This window comes from Arthrobacter parietis (genome assembly GCF_039530425.1).
Classification (GTDB): domain Bacteria; phylum Actinomycetota; class Actinomycetes; order Actinomycetales; family Micrococcaceae; genus Arthrobacter_D; species Arthrobacter_D parietis.
This window is the reverse complement of record NZ_BAAAON010000001.1, coordinates 619,098-637,925: the sequence shown is the minus strand read 5'-3', so window position 1 is coordinate 637,925 and position 18,828 is coordinate 619,098. Positions and strand designations below refer to the sequence as shown.

Genomic DNA, 18,828 nt, shown 5'->3' with positions numbered 1-18,828 from the left:
TGGGGTGGTGGCTCAGTGAAGTCGCCGCCCCAGGCTTCTGAACCCAATCAGAACAACTTCACCCAACCAGAACAACAAGGAGTTTCCATGAGGCCTGAAGGCTGGCATATTGTGATCATCATTGTGATTGCCATTGTGCTGTTTGGCGCGCCCAAATTGCCCGGACTGGCTCGCAGTGTGGGCCAATCCCTGCGGATCTTCAAGTCGGAGGTGCGGGAATTGAAAGAAGAATCCCGTGTTGATGACGTCGAGGCGCCGAAAATCACCTAGCGCACAGGAGATCGCTGGAAGGGTGGCGGGAGCGACGGCGGTTGCTTATCCCGGCACGGAACGCGCCACTACCCCGCTAGAACGGTGGCGGTAGTTCGGGTGGTTCGACGTAGGTCTCACCACCGAGCGACGTGACGTTGAGTGTGCCGGAGTCGTCCTGCGCAACAGACCAGAGGCCCTCGGTTTTCATCATGTGGTGTCGCTTGCACCGAGGCCCGAGATTAGTCAGCGACGTTTGCCCGCCGTGTGCCCAGGGGATGAGGTGATCGATTTCGCAGGACCACGACGAGCGGTTGCACCCAGAATGAATACAGGTTGGGTTCTTGATTCTCACCCAATCCTGAAGGTGTTTCGGTGGCCGGTATCTGTCTCTGCCGACGCTGAGCACCGCGCCCGTTTCGGGGTGGACGAGGATTCTGGTGAAACTCGGCGCGTGCGCGGCGAGGTTCCTGGCCGTTTCGGGGTCAATGGGCCCGTATCCATCGAGGTAGCCGTTCTCACAGCCCTCCAGATCAGGGGCGGCGCTCTCGAGGCCCCGCACAACAGCCTCCACACCGTCAGCGGATAAGTCCACCGCCGCGCTTTCATCGAAGTCGGAGCCGCGTGCGCCGGAAAGATCTTGCCAGTTAGTGCGCTTGTGACCGAGCAGCGTCATCACGGGAACCGTGACAAACACCGTGGCTCCTACCCCGCGGAAACCTGTGCCCTTCTTCGGGTCCCCGGTGCAGGTGTGGGTGAGGACGTCAGCGAACACATCCGCACGCAACTGTGACAGAGTGCGGGCTTCCTCGGGACCCTGCAGGGAACGGGCCGCCGCGTCCACCCGGTTGAAGATTCCTTGTGCCTGCTCCGCGGGAAGGTAGGCGCTGAGCCAGGCCATACCGTCCTGCTCAGGCTCCACTGCAACGCGGCGGTCCTTCACCCCACGAGCCTTTCGTTCGATGATCGACTCCGGGTGCAGTTTCTCGCGTAGCTGCCTGCAGCGCCGGGCAAGTTTGGGGCGCGTCAGCGCGCCGGCCGTTTCCAGGACCGCATCCTCAAACCCGGCCGTGGCCTCTGCCGGAATGCATTGCGATTCCTGAACGATGACCTGCGCCTGAGTGGGGGTGATGGTGCCGTCGTCAAGCGCCTCCCACGTTCCCGGTAGGTCTTCCCTCAAGCGCAGCGCTTCGCCAAGCATCCGTTGTGCTGCCCTGCCCGGCACCCGCAGCAACGGGGCGATTTCCTCAGCCGCCATGGTGAAGCTCAGATCCGGAGAGGTGCCGCCCTCTCCGGGCTTCCCCAAAGCGGTGCCGTCAAGTGCGCGCATATGGTCGAAGACATCAGCGATCAGGACGGCTTGCCTGGCCGCCGCCCAGGACGCCAACCGCTGTGCTGCCCGGAGTAGGTCGAGACTGTCAGCGATGGTCCGCGACCGCCGGGACTCTGACGACCGAATGTTCTGCAACCGGCCAACCAGTTGGTACGCCGATGCTGAGTCCACGGCGGCGCGGGAACGTGCCTCGGATTCGCCGTCGTCGAATTCATCGTCCCAGTCCAGCGCAAAGGACTGGCCGGGAGGCAGGTCCCACCAGCGCTGGTCCGCCTCAGCGTAGGCGGCATCGAGAACGCGCTCGTACGCTTCTTCGCGAGTCAGCCCATCGGCTTCCTCGAGCGTCTCCCACATCGCGATTCCCATACAAAACAGCTAATCATCCGGCTCTGACATTTTTGGATCGATGCCTGAAGAGCCGGAAGAAGCCGCCCTTCACCGTGCTTTCACACGCAGCGATCCGGTATGCGAAGACTTACGTTCCCGCCTGTCCGCCGTCCACATGACGTAGCCTGCCGACGCGATCGCGAGCTGGAACGGAACGGCAAACAGGACTGCTGAGGTCTGTTCGTTTGCCACCAGTAGCAGTGCGCTGCTCACCACAAGGAAGACGCCGATCCACCGCGGCAGCACTCCTGAGCGGAGGATGCAGAAGCCGATCAGCACAAACCCGATAATGAGCGCCACCATGCCGACGACGACGAAGTAGGGCATGCCGGAAAAGTCACCATCGAAGAACGCGGCCTGGAGAAGGACCGCTGCAAGCAGCACCAGAAAGCCCAGGGCGGCGGATACCAGGCCGGCGCGCATGAGCCTCGGCGGACGTCCGGATAGACGTGCCCTAAAGGTCAACCCAACGATCCCAATGAGAACGAGGATGGCGGCGACAGAACCAAGGCCGGTAACAAGACCTGACGCAGTCCGCATCGACTGAGCGCCGCACTCACTTCCGACACATCCGCTCGGTTGGAGGGAGTGGAGGACTATCGCGAGTGAGCCCAAGGCTCCGCCGGCCAGAGCGGAGGGCCCGGCCAGGCGAGAGCTCCAGTGCGTTTGGAGAAAGTCCCAGGACATGAATGACCGCCATCAATAAGGAGACCCAGGAGAAATGATGCTTTATGGTCACCCGGCGGCAAGTTCGGCGTCAAGAGTAGTCTGAACGACCGGCGGGCAGGCTGTGCCCGGTCCAAGGCCCCCTAATCGCCCGTCATGGTCAGCTCGCGAAGAAAGACGACTTCATCTTCGAAATTTCACCAGCAGATGGCGTCATCGTGCTGGAGAGTATAGGTACGCGTTGCCTCCACCAAGGAAGGTGCATCATGACCAAGTGGCGAGTCCGCGACTTTCACACCACCGATCTGGACGGAATACTGCACCTCTGGGAGTCTGCCAAAGCTGCAAGCGCCGAATCCGTCTATGCGCTTTCGGAAGTGTTGGCATCGTGCGAGAAGGATTATGCCGTCGTCGCGGTGGAGGGCGATCAGGTGATCGGCGCCGCCGTCGGGAGGGCAGCGCATGATCAGGGGTGGATCGTTTTTCTGGCCGTCCTGCCTGAGTATCGCAGCAGCGGAATCGGAACGGCGCTGCTCGCCGGCGTCGAAACCCGTATGGCGCCACACGGCTTGAACAAGCTGTCGGCGCTGATGCCGGAAGCTGAAACTCGGGTGGGAGCATTCCTTGCCCGGGGTTTCAGCCTGAAACAGAACCTGCGCTATCTCGAGCGGAAAATTCCGGTTCAGCGGCAGGAGCTCGAACCGCTGAGTTCACTGGGAGGCAGGGTACTTGCACGCGGTCTGTGGGAGAACGTTTCCGGGATGCGCAAGGAAAAGGAACTGTTGGAGCGGCGCCTGGTGTTGCCCCTGGCCAAAGCGGATCTGGCTGACGAATTCGGGGTAGTGCCTCCACGCGCCGTCGTTCTCTTTGGTCCGCCGGGCACCGGCAAGACGACTTTCGCGAAAGCAATTTCCTCACGGCTTGAATGGCCTTTCGTGGAGATATTCCCCTCGCGGCTGGCTTCCGATTCCAAGGGACTCGCGGGAGCCTTGCGAGAAACGTTCCTGGAGGTCGCGGAGCTTGAGCACGCGGTCGTTTTCATCGATGAGGTCGAGGAAATTGCCTCGCATCGGTCGGGTGAGCCGCCGTCTCCGCTGCAGGGCGTCACCAACGAGTTGTTGAAGATCATTCCGGCCTTCCGTGAACAGCCAGGCAGGCTCCTCATCTGTGCCACGAACTTCATCCGCACCCTGGACTCCGCGTTCCTGCGCCACGGACGCTTCGACTACGTCATCCCCATCGGACTTCCGGATCAGCAGGCGCGCGAGGCAATGTGGCAGCGTTTCATTCCTACCTCAGTGGTGAACGACGTCGATGTGCCCCTCCTGGTGCGGCGCACCGATGGGTTCACTCCAGCAGACATTGAATACGCCGCGCGGAGCGCTTCCCAACGGGCGCTGGAGAAGGCGGTCTATGGCAACGGTGGAGGTGGAGCCACGGAGGGAGCCACCAAGGGTCCGGCCACCCAGGACTACCTGGACGCGATCGAGGACACGCGGACCACCGTGAGCGAAGAGGTGCACCGGCAATTCCTGGAGGATATCGACGTCCTCGGGCGGGTGTGAGGAACGACGACGACCGAGCCTGCGCTCTACTGTTCCACCGCTGTGCGCAGAACGGCAGCGACCTCTTCGAAGCCCAGAGAAGTGGCTTGCTGCAAAGGCGTCAGACCATCACCCTGGGAGGGAGACCTCACATCGGCACCGCCGTCGACGAGCAGCTGCACGGTCTCCACGTATCGGGGCGAGCCATCGCCGAAGATGATCGCCTCGTTCAATGCGGTCCAGCCCAGGTTGTTGACGTGGTTAACGTCCACATCGGTCTCCAGCAGCCTACGCACCACGTCCGCGTGGCCACGCTCCGCAGCGCGGATCAGGGCGGTGCCGTTGAAACTGTCGAGCGCGTGAACGTCCGCACCGTTGCTCAAAGTCAGCTCCAGCAGCTCGAGGTAGCCCTCACTTGCCGCGATGAGGAAAGCGCTCTGTTGAGTCTCATCCTCGTAGTTGACGTCAGCACCGGCCTCGATGAGCCGGCTAGCTTCGGCGACGTTGTTGTCCCAGGCGGCGTTGATCAGGTTCTGATTGAGCGCGATCAATTCTTCGGGAGTGAGCGACTTAGGAGTAGCCGGTGGGCTGCTCGGCGGTACCTCCGGAGCAGACGCCACGGCTCCCGGGGACGTGCTCGACGGGCTCGGTGAACTCGACGGGCTCGGTGAAATGGAAGCGCTCGGCGCGCTGGATGAACTCGCGGAGCCGGAAGGCGTCTGCGGCGTCGGACCGGTCACTTCGCCGCCGTTGCCGGTGCAGCCGGTCAGCAGTAGCAGGAGGCCCAGAACAGTGGCCGGCACGGAGGCCCTCACCGGGAAGCCTTCCGTGAGGCTACCGAGGGGTTAAGCCAGAACTTCGTAGGGACCATTCCCATGCGCGCTAGCATACGCCAGCCATGATCAGGACGACCGTGGATCAGGCGCGGAACGGCGCATCATGCAGCACCTTCGACCTGAGGGCATGATGTTCCTGAGCCCTGAAATTGTGAACCGCTACCCCCGCGCCTCCGCAAACCGCGGCGCCATCGACTCCATCTGCTCCATCACCAACTTGATCGCACCAGGCTGCTTGTCCGGCGGATACCCGTTCTTGACCAACAGCCGCTTGATCGAAGACCGCAGCTTGGCCCGGACATCATCACGCACAGTCCAGTCCGTCCGTACATCGCGACGCATCACCTCGACGAGATCCCGAGCGATCTTCGCGAGCACATCGTCGCCCTGCTCCAGCACCGCGGACTCGTTCTGCGAGACGGCATCGTAGAAAGCGAGTTCGTCATCATTCAGTGGGGGCGAAAAGAGCTCCCCGCGTTTCGACTCTGCAGCCACTTCCTTCGCCATCTCGACCAGCTCCGCGATGACCTCCGCCGATGTCAGTTGCTGATTGGTGTACTTGTTCATCAGCTCGGCAATCCGCTCCGCAAACGCACGCTGCCGCACCACGTTGTTGCGCGCAACCCGTGCCGACTCCTCAATGAGGGTCTTCCGCAACGCCTCGATCGCGAGTTGCGGATTCCGTGCCTGACGCGTCGCCGCAACGAACTCCGGCGTCAGGTCGTCCAGCGACGGCTTTGGCATCCCCGCCGCCCAATAGATGTCCACCACCTCACCGGATGCAGTTGCCGTCGCAATCAGCTCGCTGAGCATGCGCTGAATATCAGCGGGGATCGGTTCGCCGCGAGACTGCCGGTCCTCGGCGTCGAATTTCGCCATCCAGACACGAATTTCCTCGTACACCTGGATCTCCGGCCGCAACTCGACCAGCCGTCCGGAACAGAGTGCGTATGCCCGCGCCAACTGTCCGGAGATGCGACGGTACCGATCAGCGAGCGTGTCGCCGTCGTCGTCGGGCTTGTTGCCCGGAGTGCCGGTGTCGCGCAGGTAGTTGACCGCCCCAGTGACCGCGTTCAGGAAGGCCTTCGGTCCGCCGCGGTGCAGGACTGCTTTCCAGTCGTAGCCAGCGAGGAGGGTTCGCAGCTGCTCGACGAGGTCGGTAGCGATGCCCACCGCCTCGTCGATGTTCTTGCCGATCGGCTTCTGTGCCTGGTCGGTGTCTGTGTACTCGGCCAGCGCCTTGGCGAGGTTGTCCGCCAGGGGAGCGTAGGCCACGAGCAGCCCGTCCTGCTTGCCGCGGAAGGTGCGGTTCACGCGGGCGAGCGTCTGCATCAGCAGCGCACCCTTCAGCGGCCGGTCCAGGTACAGGGTGTGCAGGGGCGGTGAGTCGTACCCGGTGAGCATCATGTCCTTGACGATCACCAGTTCCAACTCGTCGTCGACGTTCTTGAGCCGCTCCTTGATCGACGCGTTGAGGCTGTCGCGGCGGACATGGTTGCTGACCGGCGGAACGTCGGTGGCATCGCCCGAGTAGACGACCTTGATGCGGCCCTTGTCGAGGTCACCCGAGTGCCAGTCCGGCCGCAGCGCAACAATCGCCGAATACAGGTTCGCGCAGATCTCCCGCGTGGCCCCGACGATCAGGGCCTTGCCGGGCTTGTCGATGAACTTGGTCATCTGCGTCCGCCGGTCCTCCCAATGCGCCACCAGGTCCGCGGCGAGCGACTTGATCCGTTCCGGCGCCCCATACACCGCATTGACGACGGCGACACTCTGCTCAAGGCGCGCCCGTTCCGTATCGTCGAGGCCTCGCGTTGCCTCGTCAGCGGCGAGGTTGAGGTCCTCCTGCGTCACGGACTCGGCGAGGTTGACCTTGATCAGCCGCGGCTCGAAGTAGACGGGCACGGTGGCGCCGTCCTCCACTGCGCGGGAGAGGTCGTAGATGTCGATGTACTCGCCGAAGACCTCCTTGGTGTTGCGGTCCTCGAAGGAGATCGGCGTTCCGGTGAAGGCGATGAGCGTGGCGTTGGGCAGGGCGTCGCGGAGGTGGCGGGCGTAGCCGTCAAGATCGTCGTAGTGACTGCGGTGGGCCTCGTCCACGACGACGATGATGTTGCGCCGGTCGGACAGCAGCGGGTGGTCGTGGCCGGCGTCGCGCTCGTCTTTGCTGCGGCCAAACTTCTGCAGGGTGGTGAAGTAGATGCCGCCGGTGGTCCGGTTGCTCAGTTCCTCGCGCAGCTCGGATCGCTTGCGGATCTGCTGCGGCGTACCGGGCAGGAGCAGGCTCCGTGCGAAGGTCTCGTAGAGCTGTCCGTCGAGTTCGTTGCGGTCGGTGATGACCACAATGGTGGGATTGCGCAGCCGTGGATGCCTCTTCCGGAAGCGACTCCACGATCTCTGCTTCCCATTCAGCCACCTGGTGGCGGCCGTCCCACGGTGACACTCGTCGAAGGGCAGGACTTCAACACCACACGCTGCGGAGCCTGGCAGAAGCAATAGGGCGGATCAGCGCCATAATGGTCAGATGGGGATGCCTCGAACGTCTCACCACACACTGACCCGGCGGTCAGCGGCGATGCTCGCGGCCGGCTTGATCGGCGCGGGTATCGCCCTGACTGGGTGCAGCACTTTCGGTCCCGGCGCTCCGCCCTGCATGCCGCCCACACATTCGGTGAGCCCGTCAACCGTCGAAATCGGCGAAACGGTGACGGTCCACGCGCAGGATGCTGAGTGCGATCCCCGCTACGGAGGGAGCGCCGAAATTCAGGTAATCGTCACCGACTCACTTGGCCGGAAGATTATCGACACAACCGCACCCATGAACGACGCCGGCGGCTTCAGCTATTCGTTCGAGGTCCCGGAAGAGGCCGCGACAGGGAAAGCAGCGGTTGAGGCTTACCCGCATAACGTTGACTGGTGTGATGACACCGGCCGGAATAATCGCGTGTCCGAGGCTGACGTGTCACTCCAACGGGTGTCCTGCGCGGCGCGGATAGAACCGCTCACCATCACCGGCTGAGCACTCGCCACTTCGATTGGGTTCAGTTCCGACGTCGCAATTGAGCAAGATCGGCTTTACCCTTGTTCTCTCCTGATCCGACGGATATTCTTCGAGAGCTGGCACCCCCTCACAGGCATCCAGCGCAATGGCCGCGTTGTTTATCTTTGGGGAGACTGATCATATGCGTCGTAAGCGCGCCTGCTTGTTATTGGGAACTGCCACCAGCATCAGCTTGGTGACGGGGTTGCTCGGACCAGCCGTCGCGACGGCGGTGCCAACGGTGCAACTGAGCGACGATCCCGTCGCCTTAGGCAAGGCTCTCGCTGGAGACATAACGTGGGTCACCGGTGCGGCCTTTGAAACCCGGGCAGGCGCATCGGCCTCTGCGCTGGTCTCCGATGGTGTGGCAGGACTGCCGACCAGCGGACCGATGGCCGCGATGCTGAGCACCGGAAACGCGATGATTGTCACCGATCCCAATACATCCGGCAGCAGCGGCGCGGACCTGGGTGGGTCTCCATACCGAGGGAACTCAGATTTCGACGTCACCGTCCTCAGGGTAGATCTCGAGGTCCCGTCCACAGTGAATTGCCTGGTGGGAATCGATTTTCGTTTCCTGTCGGAGGAGTATCCGGAATATGTGGGCAGCAGGTACAACGACGCCTTCATCGCTGAACTTGATGAATCGACCTGGACCACCTCCGGGTCTGAGATCATTGCCCCGGACAATTTCGCTCATGACCCATCGGGTAGCCCCATCACAGTGAACTCGGCAGGCGCAACCTCCATGAGCCAGCTGGAGGCTGCCGGCACAACATTCGACGGGGCGACGCCGCTGCTTACTGCAGCCACTCCGCTCACCCCGGGCCCTCATAGCTTGTACCTTTCTATCTTCGATCAGGGAGACCGAGCGTATGACTCTGGCGTGATCGTCGACAACCTGCGCATGGGCACGGTAGGAAATGTTGCAACTGATTGCGTGCCCGGCGCGGAGGTCGCTGACAACTCCAGGTACGTGGGGCTCGGGGACAGCTATTCCTCGGGTTTCGGCGTGGCTCCATATTTCCCGGGTACGTTCGAGGACAGCGGCCCGAACAACTGCCAGCGTTCGGACAGGGCATATGCGCCTCTGGTTGCCGCAGCGCGGGGCCTGACTCTGGACTTCCACGCATGTCAGGGAGCGGTGACGAAGGATTTCTATGGTGCGCGTAATGACACCTGGGGTGAGTCACCACAACTGGACCACCTGAACGAGGAAACAGGTCTGGTCACTCTGAGCATTGGTGGCAATGATGCCAAATTCGGGGACGTTCTGGCTGAGTGTCTTCTCGGAATGGAACTGCTTCCCTTCAACACCTGCTACAAGGATGACAAGGTCCTCACCCCGGTGCGCGAAGCGATGGAACGGCTCGACGGGCAAACTGATTCACCTTCCGATATCACGCCGTACGTCACCCTCTACCGTGATATCCGGCGCGCGGCTCCAACGGCGACTGTCGCGGCCGTTGGGTACCCGCACTTCTATCCGGCCTCCGGAGGTGACCGTACCTTCCTGCCCGGCGGCCGTTGCGAGGGCATCAAGAAGGTCGATCAACGGTGGATGGTGGAGAAGATCGACGAACTCAACAGCATCATCGAGACGAACGCACGGCGCAGCGGATTCCTTTTTGCCAATCCCAACCCAAGCTTCGATGGCCATGAGCTCTGTTCCGGCGGTGAGGAATGGATCTATCCGTTGTTGTCCGCCGGACGGATCCACCCGACGGTTGAGGGACAGCAGGCCATCTCCGAAGCGGTTCTCACTGAGCTCGACGACAGTGGTTTTGAGACTTTCGAGGTCCTTCCTCAACAGACTGTGACCTACAGCTTCGTAGTCGATTCGCCGAAGGAATTCATCAGCCTGGTTACCGGGTGGCCGGGAAGCGACGTCTCCCTTACCCTCATCTCCCCTTCAGGGCAGCGTTTCGACAGGTCGACTGACCCGGCCGGCGCCACCAGGGAGACAGGTCCCACCCACGAGCATGTGGAGGTGAGCGCCCCCGAGACCGGAGAGTGGACAGTCGAGCTGTTCGGCCTTGACGTGCCCGACGGCGGCGAGCCGGTGACGCTGTCCATCCACCAGCAGGAGCCCAAAAACGCTGCACCGACCGGTGTCATAACTCCCCGGGTTGAGGGCAATTCGCTCGTGCTTGACGCCTCCGGATCCAGTGACTCCGACGGAACCATCACCGGGTTCGACTGGTACATTTCCACAGCGGAAACGGATGAGGTGCTTCAGGGCGAAAAGATCACCATTCCCTTGAATACTGATGAGGAGCGCACTGTTTCCCTCGTGATCACGGATGATCGCGGCGCAACCGATTTTCAGGACCTCGCGTGGATACCAGTCGACGTTGTGCCGGGCAGCAGCACCAATCCCATCAACCTGAGGTCGAAGGGAGTGACACCGATTGCCTTGGTGTCGTCGGTTACCTACGATGCCATGACCGTCGCGCCGACAACCCTCCTGGTGGGTCCGGGCGAGGCGAAAGTGCGTGAGACCCAAGCGCGGGGAGAGGATGTCAACGGTGATGGTCTGCTCGACCAGATAGTGCATGTCCGAACGCAGGATCTGGGTCTGTCGACAGACAGCACACAACTGTGCCTTGGCGGAACTCTCAACAACGGCCGCGCCGTCTCCTCGTGTGACTCGATCAGAGTGAAATGAGGTCTACCCGAAGTAGCCCTGCTCAGCAGCGATCGTCCCCGCTGGTCGCGGGGGCCTGTATCGCGTTCGCTGTCGCCGGTGCACTGGCCACACTTGGCTGTGTTCTCGCCCTCTACGTTGAATCATCAGGGCTGGGCTCTCCCCGGGATACCGGAATGCGTCCGGGCTACTCAGCTCTGCTGATTGGGGGTGCAGTCGCCGGCATCGCTCTCCCAGCGGCGGTGTGCTTCACAGTACTGCGCGGTTCGCGACGAGTGGTGGTAGTTGTTGCTGTGCTCGCTGCCATAGCGGTGGCGCTCGCAGTACTGGGAATCACGGGCTGAAACCATACCCAACCCCCGGCAACTGCCACAGCCCAATCCCGAGCCCGTCGCCGCTGAAACCTACCGAATCGGCAGCCCACTCCGCCGAGATACTGCCCGTACTCCACAGTTCTGTAGGCTGACCGTCCAAAGGGACACCAATCAGGTCCAACGGAAGCTGAACCTCGTCAAACCCAGACCGTGAAGCCACAACCAACACCGAACCGGACACGTGCTCACGGAGGTAAACCAGCACATCGCCCTGCGCATACAACCACCGCAGTCCTCCGAAAGCCAAGGCAGGGACATCCCGACGCAACCTGCCAAGGTGAGCAACGGCGTCGTACAGGTCCTGATGCGATGTCGTAAGTGAATCCCACGGCATCGGCGTCCGGGAGTCTTCACCGTTGATGCCTTCAAGACCGAACTCGTCACCGGCAAAGAGCGTCGGAATCCCGGGCATCGAGAACAGAATGCCCAGCCCGATCAGCTGTCCACCAGGAACCATGACGGTCGAAGCCCGCGCCGTGTCATGCGTGTTCAGCGCGATCATGTTCTGCGTCCGGACCTGCCACGGAAATGCCGCCGCAAACACTGCATGCAGCTCCACGAACTGCTCGGCCGGAATACGGTTGGGACCGGGCAGGGGAGTCCCGAAGAAGTTGACGTCCGAGGACCCAGCAAGCCATTGCCACAGCGGACGCGTGAAGTTCGAGTAAGTCATGGCCCCGTGCCAGGTGTCGCCGTCGAAATCTTGCGCTGCATCATTGGTCGATTCCGCAAGCAGCAGCGTGTCAGGATTAACAGACCGCATCGTCGAGCGCACGGCAGAAGCCACCGAATGGTTCAGGTCCACGTCCCCATGGCGGCCGGTCATATTCGCCACATCGATCCGCCACCCGTCCAGCTTGAACGGAGCCTCCAAGAACCGCGCGACGACGGACCCCGGCCCGCTCACGAATCGGTCCCGTAGCGCCGGGGAGAGCCAGTTCAGCTTGGGCAGGCTCGGCACACCAAACCACGACGCATACTCGGAGCCGTCCTCGGAAAAGTAGTAGAAACCGGCCTCCTCGGAGGCAGGATCGGACGACGCCGTCCGGAACCACTCGTGCGCAGCTCCCGTGTGGTTGGTGGTGAGGTCACCGATCACCTTCAAGCCCCGCTCATGAGCCGCCGAAACGAGCCGGATCAGCGCCTCATCGCCGCCGAGCAACGGATCCACCATGGCGAACGTCGATGCGTCGTACCGGTGGTTGGAACGCGCCGGAAAGAACGGCGTCAGGTACACCACCGTGGCGCCGAGCGAGGCGATGTGATCGAGCCGCTTCGTAATGCCGTCGAGGTCGCCGCCATAGAACTGGTACGGCGTATCGGGGCCGGTTGGCTGAACCGGAGCATCCCAATCGCAGGGAACCGCCCAATCCGGGGCTTCGGATGCCGCCGACGTAGAACGCCCGAACCGGTCCGGGAAGATCTGGTAGATCACGCCGCTCCGCGCCCATGAAGGTGCAGGCTCATGGGTCACCATCCGGAAGTCGTGCACATCAGGCGTATCCCGGGTGAAGAACCCCTCGGCGTTGAGCCAGTGCCAGGATGAGCCCTCGGAAGCGCCAACCTCCAGCAGAAACCGGTACCGCGTCACAGGATTCACCAGCAGAACTGAGGCCTCCCACCAGTCCCACGCACCGTCCGTGCCGAGAAGGACCGCCTCGTCATAGTGAGGCTCCGCATCACGAAGCGACCGGACAAACACCCGCTCGACCGAACCGAACGCATGCGGCACCCGAAGACGGACCGGCACCGCAGCACCGAGATCGGGGGAGGACGGCACATACAGTGCCGATCCGTCGTGATGCGGAACCTGGAACATCGTTCCTTAGCCCTTGACCGATCCGGCCGCGAGCCCGTTCACGATGTACTTCTGCAGGTAAAGGAACAGCGCCATGACCGGCAGGGCAGCCAGCACAGCACCGGCGGCGAACACTCCCCAGTTCTCGGACCGTTGCTGACCCACGTAGGAGTACAGGCCAACGGCGAGGGTCTGGCTGTCCGGGTCATTGAGCACCACGCTGGCAATCACAAACTCACTGCTAAGACCGATAAACGCCAACAGCCCGACGACGGCCAGGATCGGCGTCACCAGCGGCAGGATGATCGTGAAAAATACCTGAACGTGGCTGGCGCCATCGATCCGCGCCGCCTCGTCCAGGGACGCCGGAATGGTGTTGAAGAACCCGTACATCAGGTAGGTATTCACACCGAGCGCGCCGCCGAGGTACACCATGATCAGCCCTAGCTGGCTGCCCAGTCCCAGCCACGGCACCACATCGGTGATGAAGTTCAGCAGCAGGAAAATTGCGACGACGGCAAGCAGCTGCGGAAACATCTGCAGTACCAGCAGGGACAGCAGGCTGACCCGGCGGCCCTTGAACCGCATGCGGCTAAATGCATAGGCGGCCAAAGCCCCGAGGAAGACCGTTGCCGCCGAGGTGACAACGCCGATCACCAGCGTGTTCATAAACCACTTGCCGAACGGGCGGTTGGGATTGCTGAACAGTTCCTCGAAGTTGCCGAAGTCAATCCGGCTGAAGAGCACGTTGGAACCGGCCATGGTGCCAGTGGAGTTCAGGGCAGCAGACAGAACGTACAGCAGCGGGAAGATCGCAAACGCCGTGGTGATGACCGCGACCACGTGCCGCCACCCCTTGTCACGGAACCACGCACCGAAGGACTGTTTGCGGCGTTCCGGCGGCGGCGTCGTCGTGCCGTGACTGGGCGTAGCGAGGAGCGGTGTGGGGGTTTCGGTAGCCATTAGTTGATCTCCTCGAGAGACTTTGTCTGCCGGAAGCTGATCACGGAGATCACGGCAACGATGAAGAAGATGATGATGGACAGCGCGCTTGCGAGGCCGTAGTCACGCCCCACGCCGCTGCCGAACGCAACCTCGTACACCATGGTGATCAGGATGTCCGTTGCGCCCACGTTGACCGTGGTGTCCGACAGCCGCGGGCCGCCGTCGGTAAGCATGTAGATCACGTTGAAGTTGTTGAAGTTGAACGCGAAGCTCGCAATGAGCAGCGGAGCAACCGAGACCAGCAGGAGCGGGAGCTTGATGGAGGTGAAGAGCTTCCACGGGCTGGCGCCGTCGAGCCGTGCGGCTTCGTTGACGTCCTCGGGCAGCGACTGTAGCGCACCGGTGCACACCAGGAACATGTAGGGGAATCCGAGCCACAGGTTCACCAGCAGCACGCTGAACTTCGCGAGCAATGGATCCGTGAGCCACGGGATGTTCGCGCCGCCGAAGAACGTGTTGTTGACGTAGCCGAATTCCGGATTGAGCAGACCGGACCAGACGAGGCCGGCAAGGAAGGCGGGAAACGCGTAGGGCAGGATCATCAGGATGCGGTAGATCTTCTTGCCGCGAAGGTTCGGGTGGTTGAAAGCGTTGGCCAGGAACAGGCCGAGCGCAAACGTGGACAGCACCGAGATCAGCGCAAAGGTGAACGTCCAGAGGGTCACCTGCAGGAGGGGGCCGCGGATGTCCTCATTGGAGAATGCCTTGACGAAGTTCGCAAAGCCGACGTCGATCTTCCAGCCGGTGTTGAGTTGCTGACCGTCCGCAGAGACAAAGGTTCCCTCGCCGGAGTCTGAGTAGACCGTTCCGGTTTCAGTGTCGGTGAAGGTGTCGGACGCGTCGTCGTAGACAAGGGTTGGGCTGAACACGTACGCAGTGGAGCCGTCGCTGGTGCGCAGGGTTCCGTCGTCGGGATCTTCAGAGAACGGGACGGTCAGCGCAAGGATCTCGGACTGGTTCGCGAGGATCTCGTCGAACTGCAGGGTGCGGTAGTCCTCGAGTTCGGTCGCCTTGCCGGTGCCGTCGGTGACGGCGTTGGAAACTTCTTCGAGCGGTTCTTCCGTGCTGCCGATGCTGATGTCGCCGTCGGGATCGGTGGTGAGGAAGTGGAAGTCGCCGCCCTGCTCAACGATGGTGACCCGGTAGGCGGGGGAGTCCGGTACCCGCTGCTGCGCCGCCAGCTGGATGGACGAGATGGCGTCTTCCTTGGTGCTGTTGTGGCCGTCACCGTAGTTGGTGAACGCAACGTAGCCGCTGAAGATCATGACGAACACCTGGAAGAGCAGGAGGAAGAAAATTCCCGGGGCCAGGTACTTGGCGGGCAGCCCGCCGCGCCGGAGGTAGATCCAGTTGATGAGTAGTGTGACCGCAGCGGCCAGCACCAGCACTATCCACTTTTCCTGCAGAAACAGGACAATCAGGACATAGACGGCAAAGGCGTCAACGAGTCCCAGCAGAATGATCTTTGCGAGGAGACCGGCAACGGAATCTGAAGGGCGAAGGGTCCGGGACCGCTTCGTGGACTCGGCGGGGGAGGCAGTGGTGGTGGGCATGCGGCGGAGCTTTCGTTGAGGGCACTTCGGCGAAGCGGGCCGGGCAGGTGGAAGGCAATGAGGCAGGTATGCAGGTAAAGCGAAGCCGCTGTGGGCCGGGGTCTGTCCGGCCCACAACGGCTTTCAAAGGGTGTAGCTATCCGGCAGCGATCTTCTGCTCGATGTTCTTCACCATTGCCGGCCAGGCCTCTTCCGGCTTGACGGCGCCCTTGATGAGAGCGAGTTCGGTTGCGCCCCAGTCGGCCCAGACTGCCTGCATCTCGGGTACGGCGGGCATCGGAACGCCGTTGGCGCCGATTTCACCGAATGCGGCAACTACGGGATCTGACGCTGCCTTGTCGAAGGACGCGGTCAGTGCCGGGGGACGGCCGCCGACGCTGAACATCGCGTCCTGCGCCTCTTCGGTGGTCAGGTAGTTCACTGCAAACTCGTTGGCTGCGAGAGCGTTGGAGCTCTGCGAGGAGATGAAGAAGCCGTTGACGCCGATGAACGGCTGGGCGGGCTCATCACCCACGGTGGGCAGCGGATCGATGGCCAGGTTGATGCCGGCCTCCTGTGCAGCAGGAACGTTCCACGGGCCGGTCAGGTAGTAAGGGGACTCGCCGGCGAGGAACTTCTCCTTGGCGATGTCTCCGGTGATGTTGGAGTTCAGGACGCCGGAACCGGTGTCGCCCCACTCAACAAGCTTCTTCGCGAACTCAACGCCGTTGGGCTCACCGAGCATCAGCTTCGAGGGATCGTAGCTGCCGTCCTCGTTCTGAGCGAAGACAGGAACGCCCATCGAGGTCTGGAACGGGTACATGTGGTACGGATCCGCCTGCTTGGGATCGAGGCCAACCAGGAACGGGAACTCGGCTTCGCCGGCGTCAACCGCTGCCTGGCCCTTCTCGATGACCTGATCGAAGGTCTCGGAAGCCTCGGAGACCATATCGGTGTTGCGCAGCAGCGCGATGTTCTCGACTGCGTACGGCACGCCGTACAGGCTGCCCTCGTAAGACATGGCCTGGAGTGCGGACTCCTGGAACTCTCCAGCCTTGTCTCCCAGTTCGATGGGAGCAACAACGCCGTTCTCCACAAAGGTACCGATCCAGTCATGCGGGCCGACGATCAGGTCTGGTCCGTTGCCGGTAGGCACCTGGGTGATGAAGTCATCGCGTACCGCTGCGAAGTCCTTCACCGCAAGGTCGATCGAGATGCCGGTATCTTCCTTGAAGTCGGCGGCGATCTGCTCAAGTGCCGGAGCGCGCTCCGCGTCCACCCACATGGTCAGGGTGGTCGATCCGCCTTCAGCGAGGTCGGTTGGCGCAGCGGATTCTCCCGCGGCGGTGTCGGTGGATCCGCCACCGCAGGCAGTGACGGCCAGCATCGCGACGGACAAAGCCGCGGTGGCCAGCGTCCGGCGATTCAGGAGTCTGGTTGTTTGCACCTTCATTGGTGAACCTTTCTGTGGCGCCGCGAGGCAGCCGATACTGAGGGTTTGCGCTGCATGGCGCGGTTGTAAATGGAAGACCTGTTTGGTTGCGCCGAACACGTCGGATCCGAAACGGAACCAGTGAGGCACAACACATCGTAAGCGCTTACGGCCAGTCTGTACAACAACACGGCTGGGATCGCCCAGTTTCTGCGGAATACCGGCATTCGCAAGAGTGGGGGTAACTTCTCATTCATGTAAACGCTTCCATTTTCTCGGCAACCGGGGTTAGCATGTTCCTCATGCCCAACGCTGTTTCCCTGGCCCCTGCTGTGTCCGCGCAGTCTGTAGCGCCCGCTTTCCACGAACCCCTTCACACCGCTCACGACGACGACGCCTGGTGGCGCTCGTCCGTGATCTACCAGGTGTACCCGCGATCTTTTCGGGACCTGAACGGCGACGGCCAGGGGGACCTCGCCGGGATCACCGCCGAGCTGCACCAGCTGGCCGACCTCAGCATTGACGCGATCTGGATATCGCCGTTCTACACCTCCCCGCAGCGCGACGGCGGCTACGACGTCGCCGATTACTGCGACGTCGACCCGATGTTCGGAACGCTCGACGACTTCGACAAGCTGACTGCCCGCGCATCCGAGCTGGGCATCAAGGTGATCGTCGACCTCGTTCCCAACCACTGCTCCAGCGAGCACCCGCTCTTCAAGGCTGCCCTCACCGCCGGGCCGGGCTCGGACGAACGGGCCATGTTCATTTTCCGCGACGGCACCGGACCGGACGGCTCAAACCCGCCGAACAACTGGCAGTCCCACTTCGGCGGGTCCGCCTGGACGCGCACACTGAACGACGACGGTACGCCCGGCCAGTGGTACCTCCACCTCTTCGATTCCTCACAGCCGGACTTCAACTGGGACAACCCTGCCGTCCACGCCGAGTTCGAGCGGATCCTGCGGTTCTGGCTGGACCGCAACGTCACCGGTTTCCGCGTTGACGTTGCGCACGCACTGGTCAAGGCAGACGGGCTGCCGGACTGGGGCGGCCGCCCCGACGGCTGCTCCTCGGACGGCTACCCGGGCCACGCCGCGCCGATGTTCGGCCAGAAAGAGATCCACGACATCTACCGCCGGTGGCGGTCAGTTCTTGCAGAGTACGACGGCGACCGCATCCTCTGCGCGGAAGCCAGCATTGATCCGCTGTCCCGTCTGGTCAACTGGGTCCGCCATGATCAGATGCACCAGGCCTTCAACTTCGCCTACCTGCACCACCCCTGGAACGCCGCTGAACTTCGCGGGATCATCACTGATTCGCTGCAAGCGTTCGACAGCGTGAATGCACCAACCACCTGGGTCCTGAGCAACCACGATGTCACCCGGCACGCTACGCGGTTAGGCGAAAACAATCCGGAGGTCGGGCTCGACCGTGCACGGGCGGCGTCGTTGGCCATGCTGGCACTCCCCGGTGGCGTCTACCTCTACCAGGGCGAGGAGCTCGGCCTGCCCGATCACCTGGACATCCCGGACGAACAGCGCCAGGACCCGACGTTCATCCGCACCGGCGGAGAACGCGTAGGCCGGGACGGGTCCAGGGTCCCGCTGCCATGGAGGGCGGACGAACCGCACTACGGATTCGGCTCCACCAGCGGCGGGTGGCTGCCCCAGCCGGAGGACTGGTACACGCTGGCGCGTGACGTCCAGCAGACCGATCCAGATTCCACCCTCAACCTGTACCGTTCGGCGCTCGCACTTCGCAAACAGCTCCGTCTCGGTGCCGGCTCGCTGAGTTGGGCTGCGGATTACATGGACACGGACATCATCGCGTTTCTCAACAATGACGTCATGGTGATCATGAACATGGGAGAATCTGATGCCTATGTACCATCGGGCACGGTCATCGCAGGGAGTCACGCGGATGCCGGTGCAGAGGGCGTCCTGGCGCCGAACCGGTGCGTATGGATAAAACTCAACTAAGAG

The 18,828-nt window shown here is 62.4% G+C and carries 14 protein-coding genes and 1 pseudogene; 7 read left to right on the top strand and 8 right to left on the bottom strand.

The window, feature by feature from the left end:
- Positions 1-87 precede the first annotated feature (87 nt).
- Entirely contained in the window at positions 88-270 is a 183-nt protein-coding gene (gene tatA, locus ABFX19_RS03020; protein WP_346027400.1) for a Sec-independent protein translocase subunit TatA, read from the top strand.
- Positions 271-346: 76 nt separating this feature from the next.
- Here the strand turns inward: tatA and ABFX19_RS03015 are convergent, their stop codons facing one another.
- The gene (locus ABFX19_RS03015; RefSeq protein ID WP_346027399.1) at positions 347-1,948 is read right to left on the bottom strand and encodes an HNH endonuclease; all 1,602 of its coding nucleotides are present in this window, start codon (positions 1,946-1,948) and stop codon (positions 347-349) included.
- Between the two features lie 69 nt (positions 1,949-2,017).
- Positions 2,018-2,392 carry a hypothetical protein gene (locus ABFX19_RS03010; RefSeq protein WP_428831003.1) on the bottom strand — a complete coding sequence of 125 codons (375 nt, stop codon included), beginning with the start codon at positions 2,390-2,392 and terminating at the stop codon, positions 2,018-2,020.
- A gap of 509 nt (positions 2,393-2,901) precedes the next feature.
- Between ABFX19_RS03010 and ABFX19_RS03005 the strand changes: the two genes are divergently transcribed.
- Positions 2,902-4,200 (top strand): ATP-binding protein, encoded by a 1,299-nt coding sequence (locus ABFX19_RS03005; protein ID WP_346027397.1) that lies wholly within the window; start codon positions 2,902-2,904, stop codon positions 4,198-4,200.
- Positions 4,201-4,226: 26 nt separating this feature from the next.
- Here the strand turns inward: ABFX19_RS03005 and ABFX19_RS03000 are convergent, their stop codons facing one another.
- A complete protein-coding gene (locus ABFX19_RS03000) occupies positions 4,227-4,730 on the bottom strand; it encodes an ankyrin repeat domain-containing protein (protein WP_346027396.1) in 504 nt (167 codons plus the stop codon).
- A 10-nt stretch (positions 4,731-4,740) separates the two neighbouring features.
- Between ABFX19_RS03000 and ABFX19_RS02995 the strand changes: the two genes are divergently transcribed.
- A complete protein-coding gene (locus ABFX19_RS02995; RefSeq protein ID WP_346027395.1) occupies positions 4,741-5,028 on the top strand; it encodes a hypothetical protein in 288 nt (95 codons plus the stop codon).
- A gap of 146 nt (positions 5,029-5,174) precedes the next feature.
- Here the strand turns inward: ABFX19_RS02995 and ABFX19_RS02990 are convergent.
- Positions 5,175-7,388, bottom strand: a pseudogene (locus ABFX19_RS02990) (type I restriction endonuclease subunit R); the annotation flags it as partial.
- A 151-nt stretch (positions 7,389-7,539) separates the two neighbouring features.
- Here ABFX19_RS02990 and ABFX19_RS02985 point away from each other — a divergent pair.
- The 3 genes from ABFX19_RS02985 (at position 7,540) to ABFX19_RS02975 (ending at position 11,046) form a co-directional block, all read left to right on the top strand.
- Positions 7,540-8,034: a hypothetical protein gene (locus ABFX19_RS02985; RefSeq protein ID WP_346027394.1), complete on the top strand. Its 495-nt coding sequence runs from the start codon at positions 7,540-7,542 to the stop codon at positions 8,032-8,034.
- A gap of 217 nt (positions 8,035-8,251) precedes the next feature.
- Positions 8,252-10,723, top strand: a complete 2,472-nt coding sequence (locus ABFX19_RS02980; protein WP_346027393.1) for a GDSL-type esterase/lipase family protein — start codon at positions 8,252-8,254, stop codon at positions 10,721-10,723.
- Entirely contained in the window at positions 10,720-11,046 is a 327-nt protein-coding gene (locus ABFX19_RS02975; protein ID WP_346027392.1) for a hypothetical protein, read from the top strand. The genes ABFX19_RS02980 and ABFX19_RS02975 overlap by 4 nt, the downstream gene beginning before the upstream one ends.
- On the opposite strand, the gene ABFX19_RS02970 is transcribed toward ABFX19_RS02975, so the two are convergent.
- The 4 genes from ABFX19_RS02970 to ABFX19_RS02955 all read right to left on the bottom strand — a co-directional run bounded on the left by ABFX19_RS02970 (position 11,036) and on the right by ABFX19_RS02955 (position 16,864).
- Entirely contained in the window at positions 11,036-12,895 is a 1,860-nt protein-coding gene (locus ABFX19_RS02970) for a glycoside hydrolase family 13 protein (RefSeq protein WP_346027391.1), read from the bottom strand. The two genes, ABFX19_RS02975 and ABFX19_RS02970, sit on opposite strands and share 11 nt — an antisense overlap.
- A gap of 6 nt (positions 12,896-12,901) precedes the next feature.
- The gene (locus tag ABFX19_RS02965; protein WP_299166331.1) at positions 12,902-13,837 is read right to left on the bottom strand and encodes a sugar ABC transporter permease; all 936 of its coding nucleotides are present in this window, start codon (positions 13,835-13,837) and stop codon (positions 12,902-12,904) included.
- A complete protein-coding gene (locus ABFX19_RS02960; protein ID WP_277357433.1) occupies positions 13,837-15,432 on the bottom strand; it encodes an ABC transporter permease subunit in 1,596 nt (531 codons plus the stop codon). Before ABFX19_RS02960 ends, ABFX19_RS02965 begins: the two co-directional genes overlap by 1 nt.
- A gap of 136 nt (positions 15,433-15,568) precedes the next feature.
- Positions 15,569-16,864 carry a sugar ABC transporter substrate-binding protein gene (locus ABFX19_RS02955; RefSeq protein ID WP_277357432.1) on the bottom strand — a complete coding sequence of 432 codons (1,296 nt, stop codon included), beginning with the start codon at positions 16,862-16,864 and terminating at the stop codon, positions 15,569-15,571.
- 281 nt (positions 16,865-17,145) lie between these two features.
- Between ABFX19_RS02955 and ABFX19_RS02950 the strand changes: the two genes are divergently transcribed.
- Positions 17,146-18,825 (top strand): glycoside hydrolase family 13 protein, encoded by a 1,680-nt coding sequence (locus tag ABFX19_RS02950; RefSeq protein WP_346027390.1) that lies wholly within the window; start codon positions 17,146-17,148, stop codon positions 18,823-18,825.
- Positions 18,826-18,828: the final 3 nt, after the last annotated feature.

Coding starts and splice junctions, on each gene's coding strand:
- ABFX19_RS02960 (WP_277357433.1), bottom strand. CDS start 15,432: ATGCCCACCACCACTGCCTCCCCCGCCGAGTCCACGAAGCGGTCCCGG.
- ABFX19_RS02965 (WP_299166331.1), bottom strand. CDS start 13,837: ATGGCTACCGAAACCCCCACACCGCTCCTCGCTACGCCCAGTCACGGC.
- ABFX19_RS02985 (WP_346027394.1), top strand. CDS start 7,540: ATGGGGATGCCTCGAACGTCTCACCACACACTGACCCGGCGGTCAGCG.
- ABFX19_RS02970 (WP_346027391.1), bottom strand. CDS start 12,895: ATGTTCCAGGTTCCGCATCACGACGGATCGGCACTGTATGTGCCGTCC.
- ABFX19_RS03005 (WP_346027397.1), top strand. CDS start 2,902: ATGACCAAGTGGCGAGTCCGCGACTTTCACACCACCGATCTGGACGGA.
- ABFX19_RS03015 (WP_346027399.1), bottom strand. CDS start 1,948: ATGGGAATCGCGATGTGGGAGACGCTCGAGGAAGCCGATGGGCTGACT.
- ABFX19_RS02955 (WP_277357432.1), bottom strand. CDS start 16,864: ATGAAGGTGCAAACAACCAGACTCCTGAATCGCCGGACGCTGGCCACC.
- ABFX19_RS02950 (WP_346027390.1), top strand. CDS start 17,146: ATGCCCAACGCTGTTTCCCTGGCCCCTGCTGTGTCCGCGCAGTCTGTA.
- ABFX19_RS02975 (WP_346027392.1), top strand. CDS start 10,720: ATGAGGTCTACCCGAAGTAGCCCTGCTCAGCAGCGATCGTCCCCGCTG.
- ABFX19_RS03010 (WP_428831003.1), bottom strand. CDS start 2,392: ATGCGCGCCGGCCTGGTATCCGCCGCCCTGGGCTTTCTGGTGCTGCTT.
- tatA (WP_346027400.1), top strand. CDS start 88: ATGAGGCCTGAAGGCTGGCATATTGTGATCATCATTGTGATTGCCATT.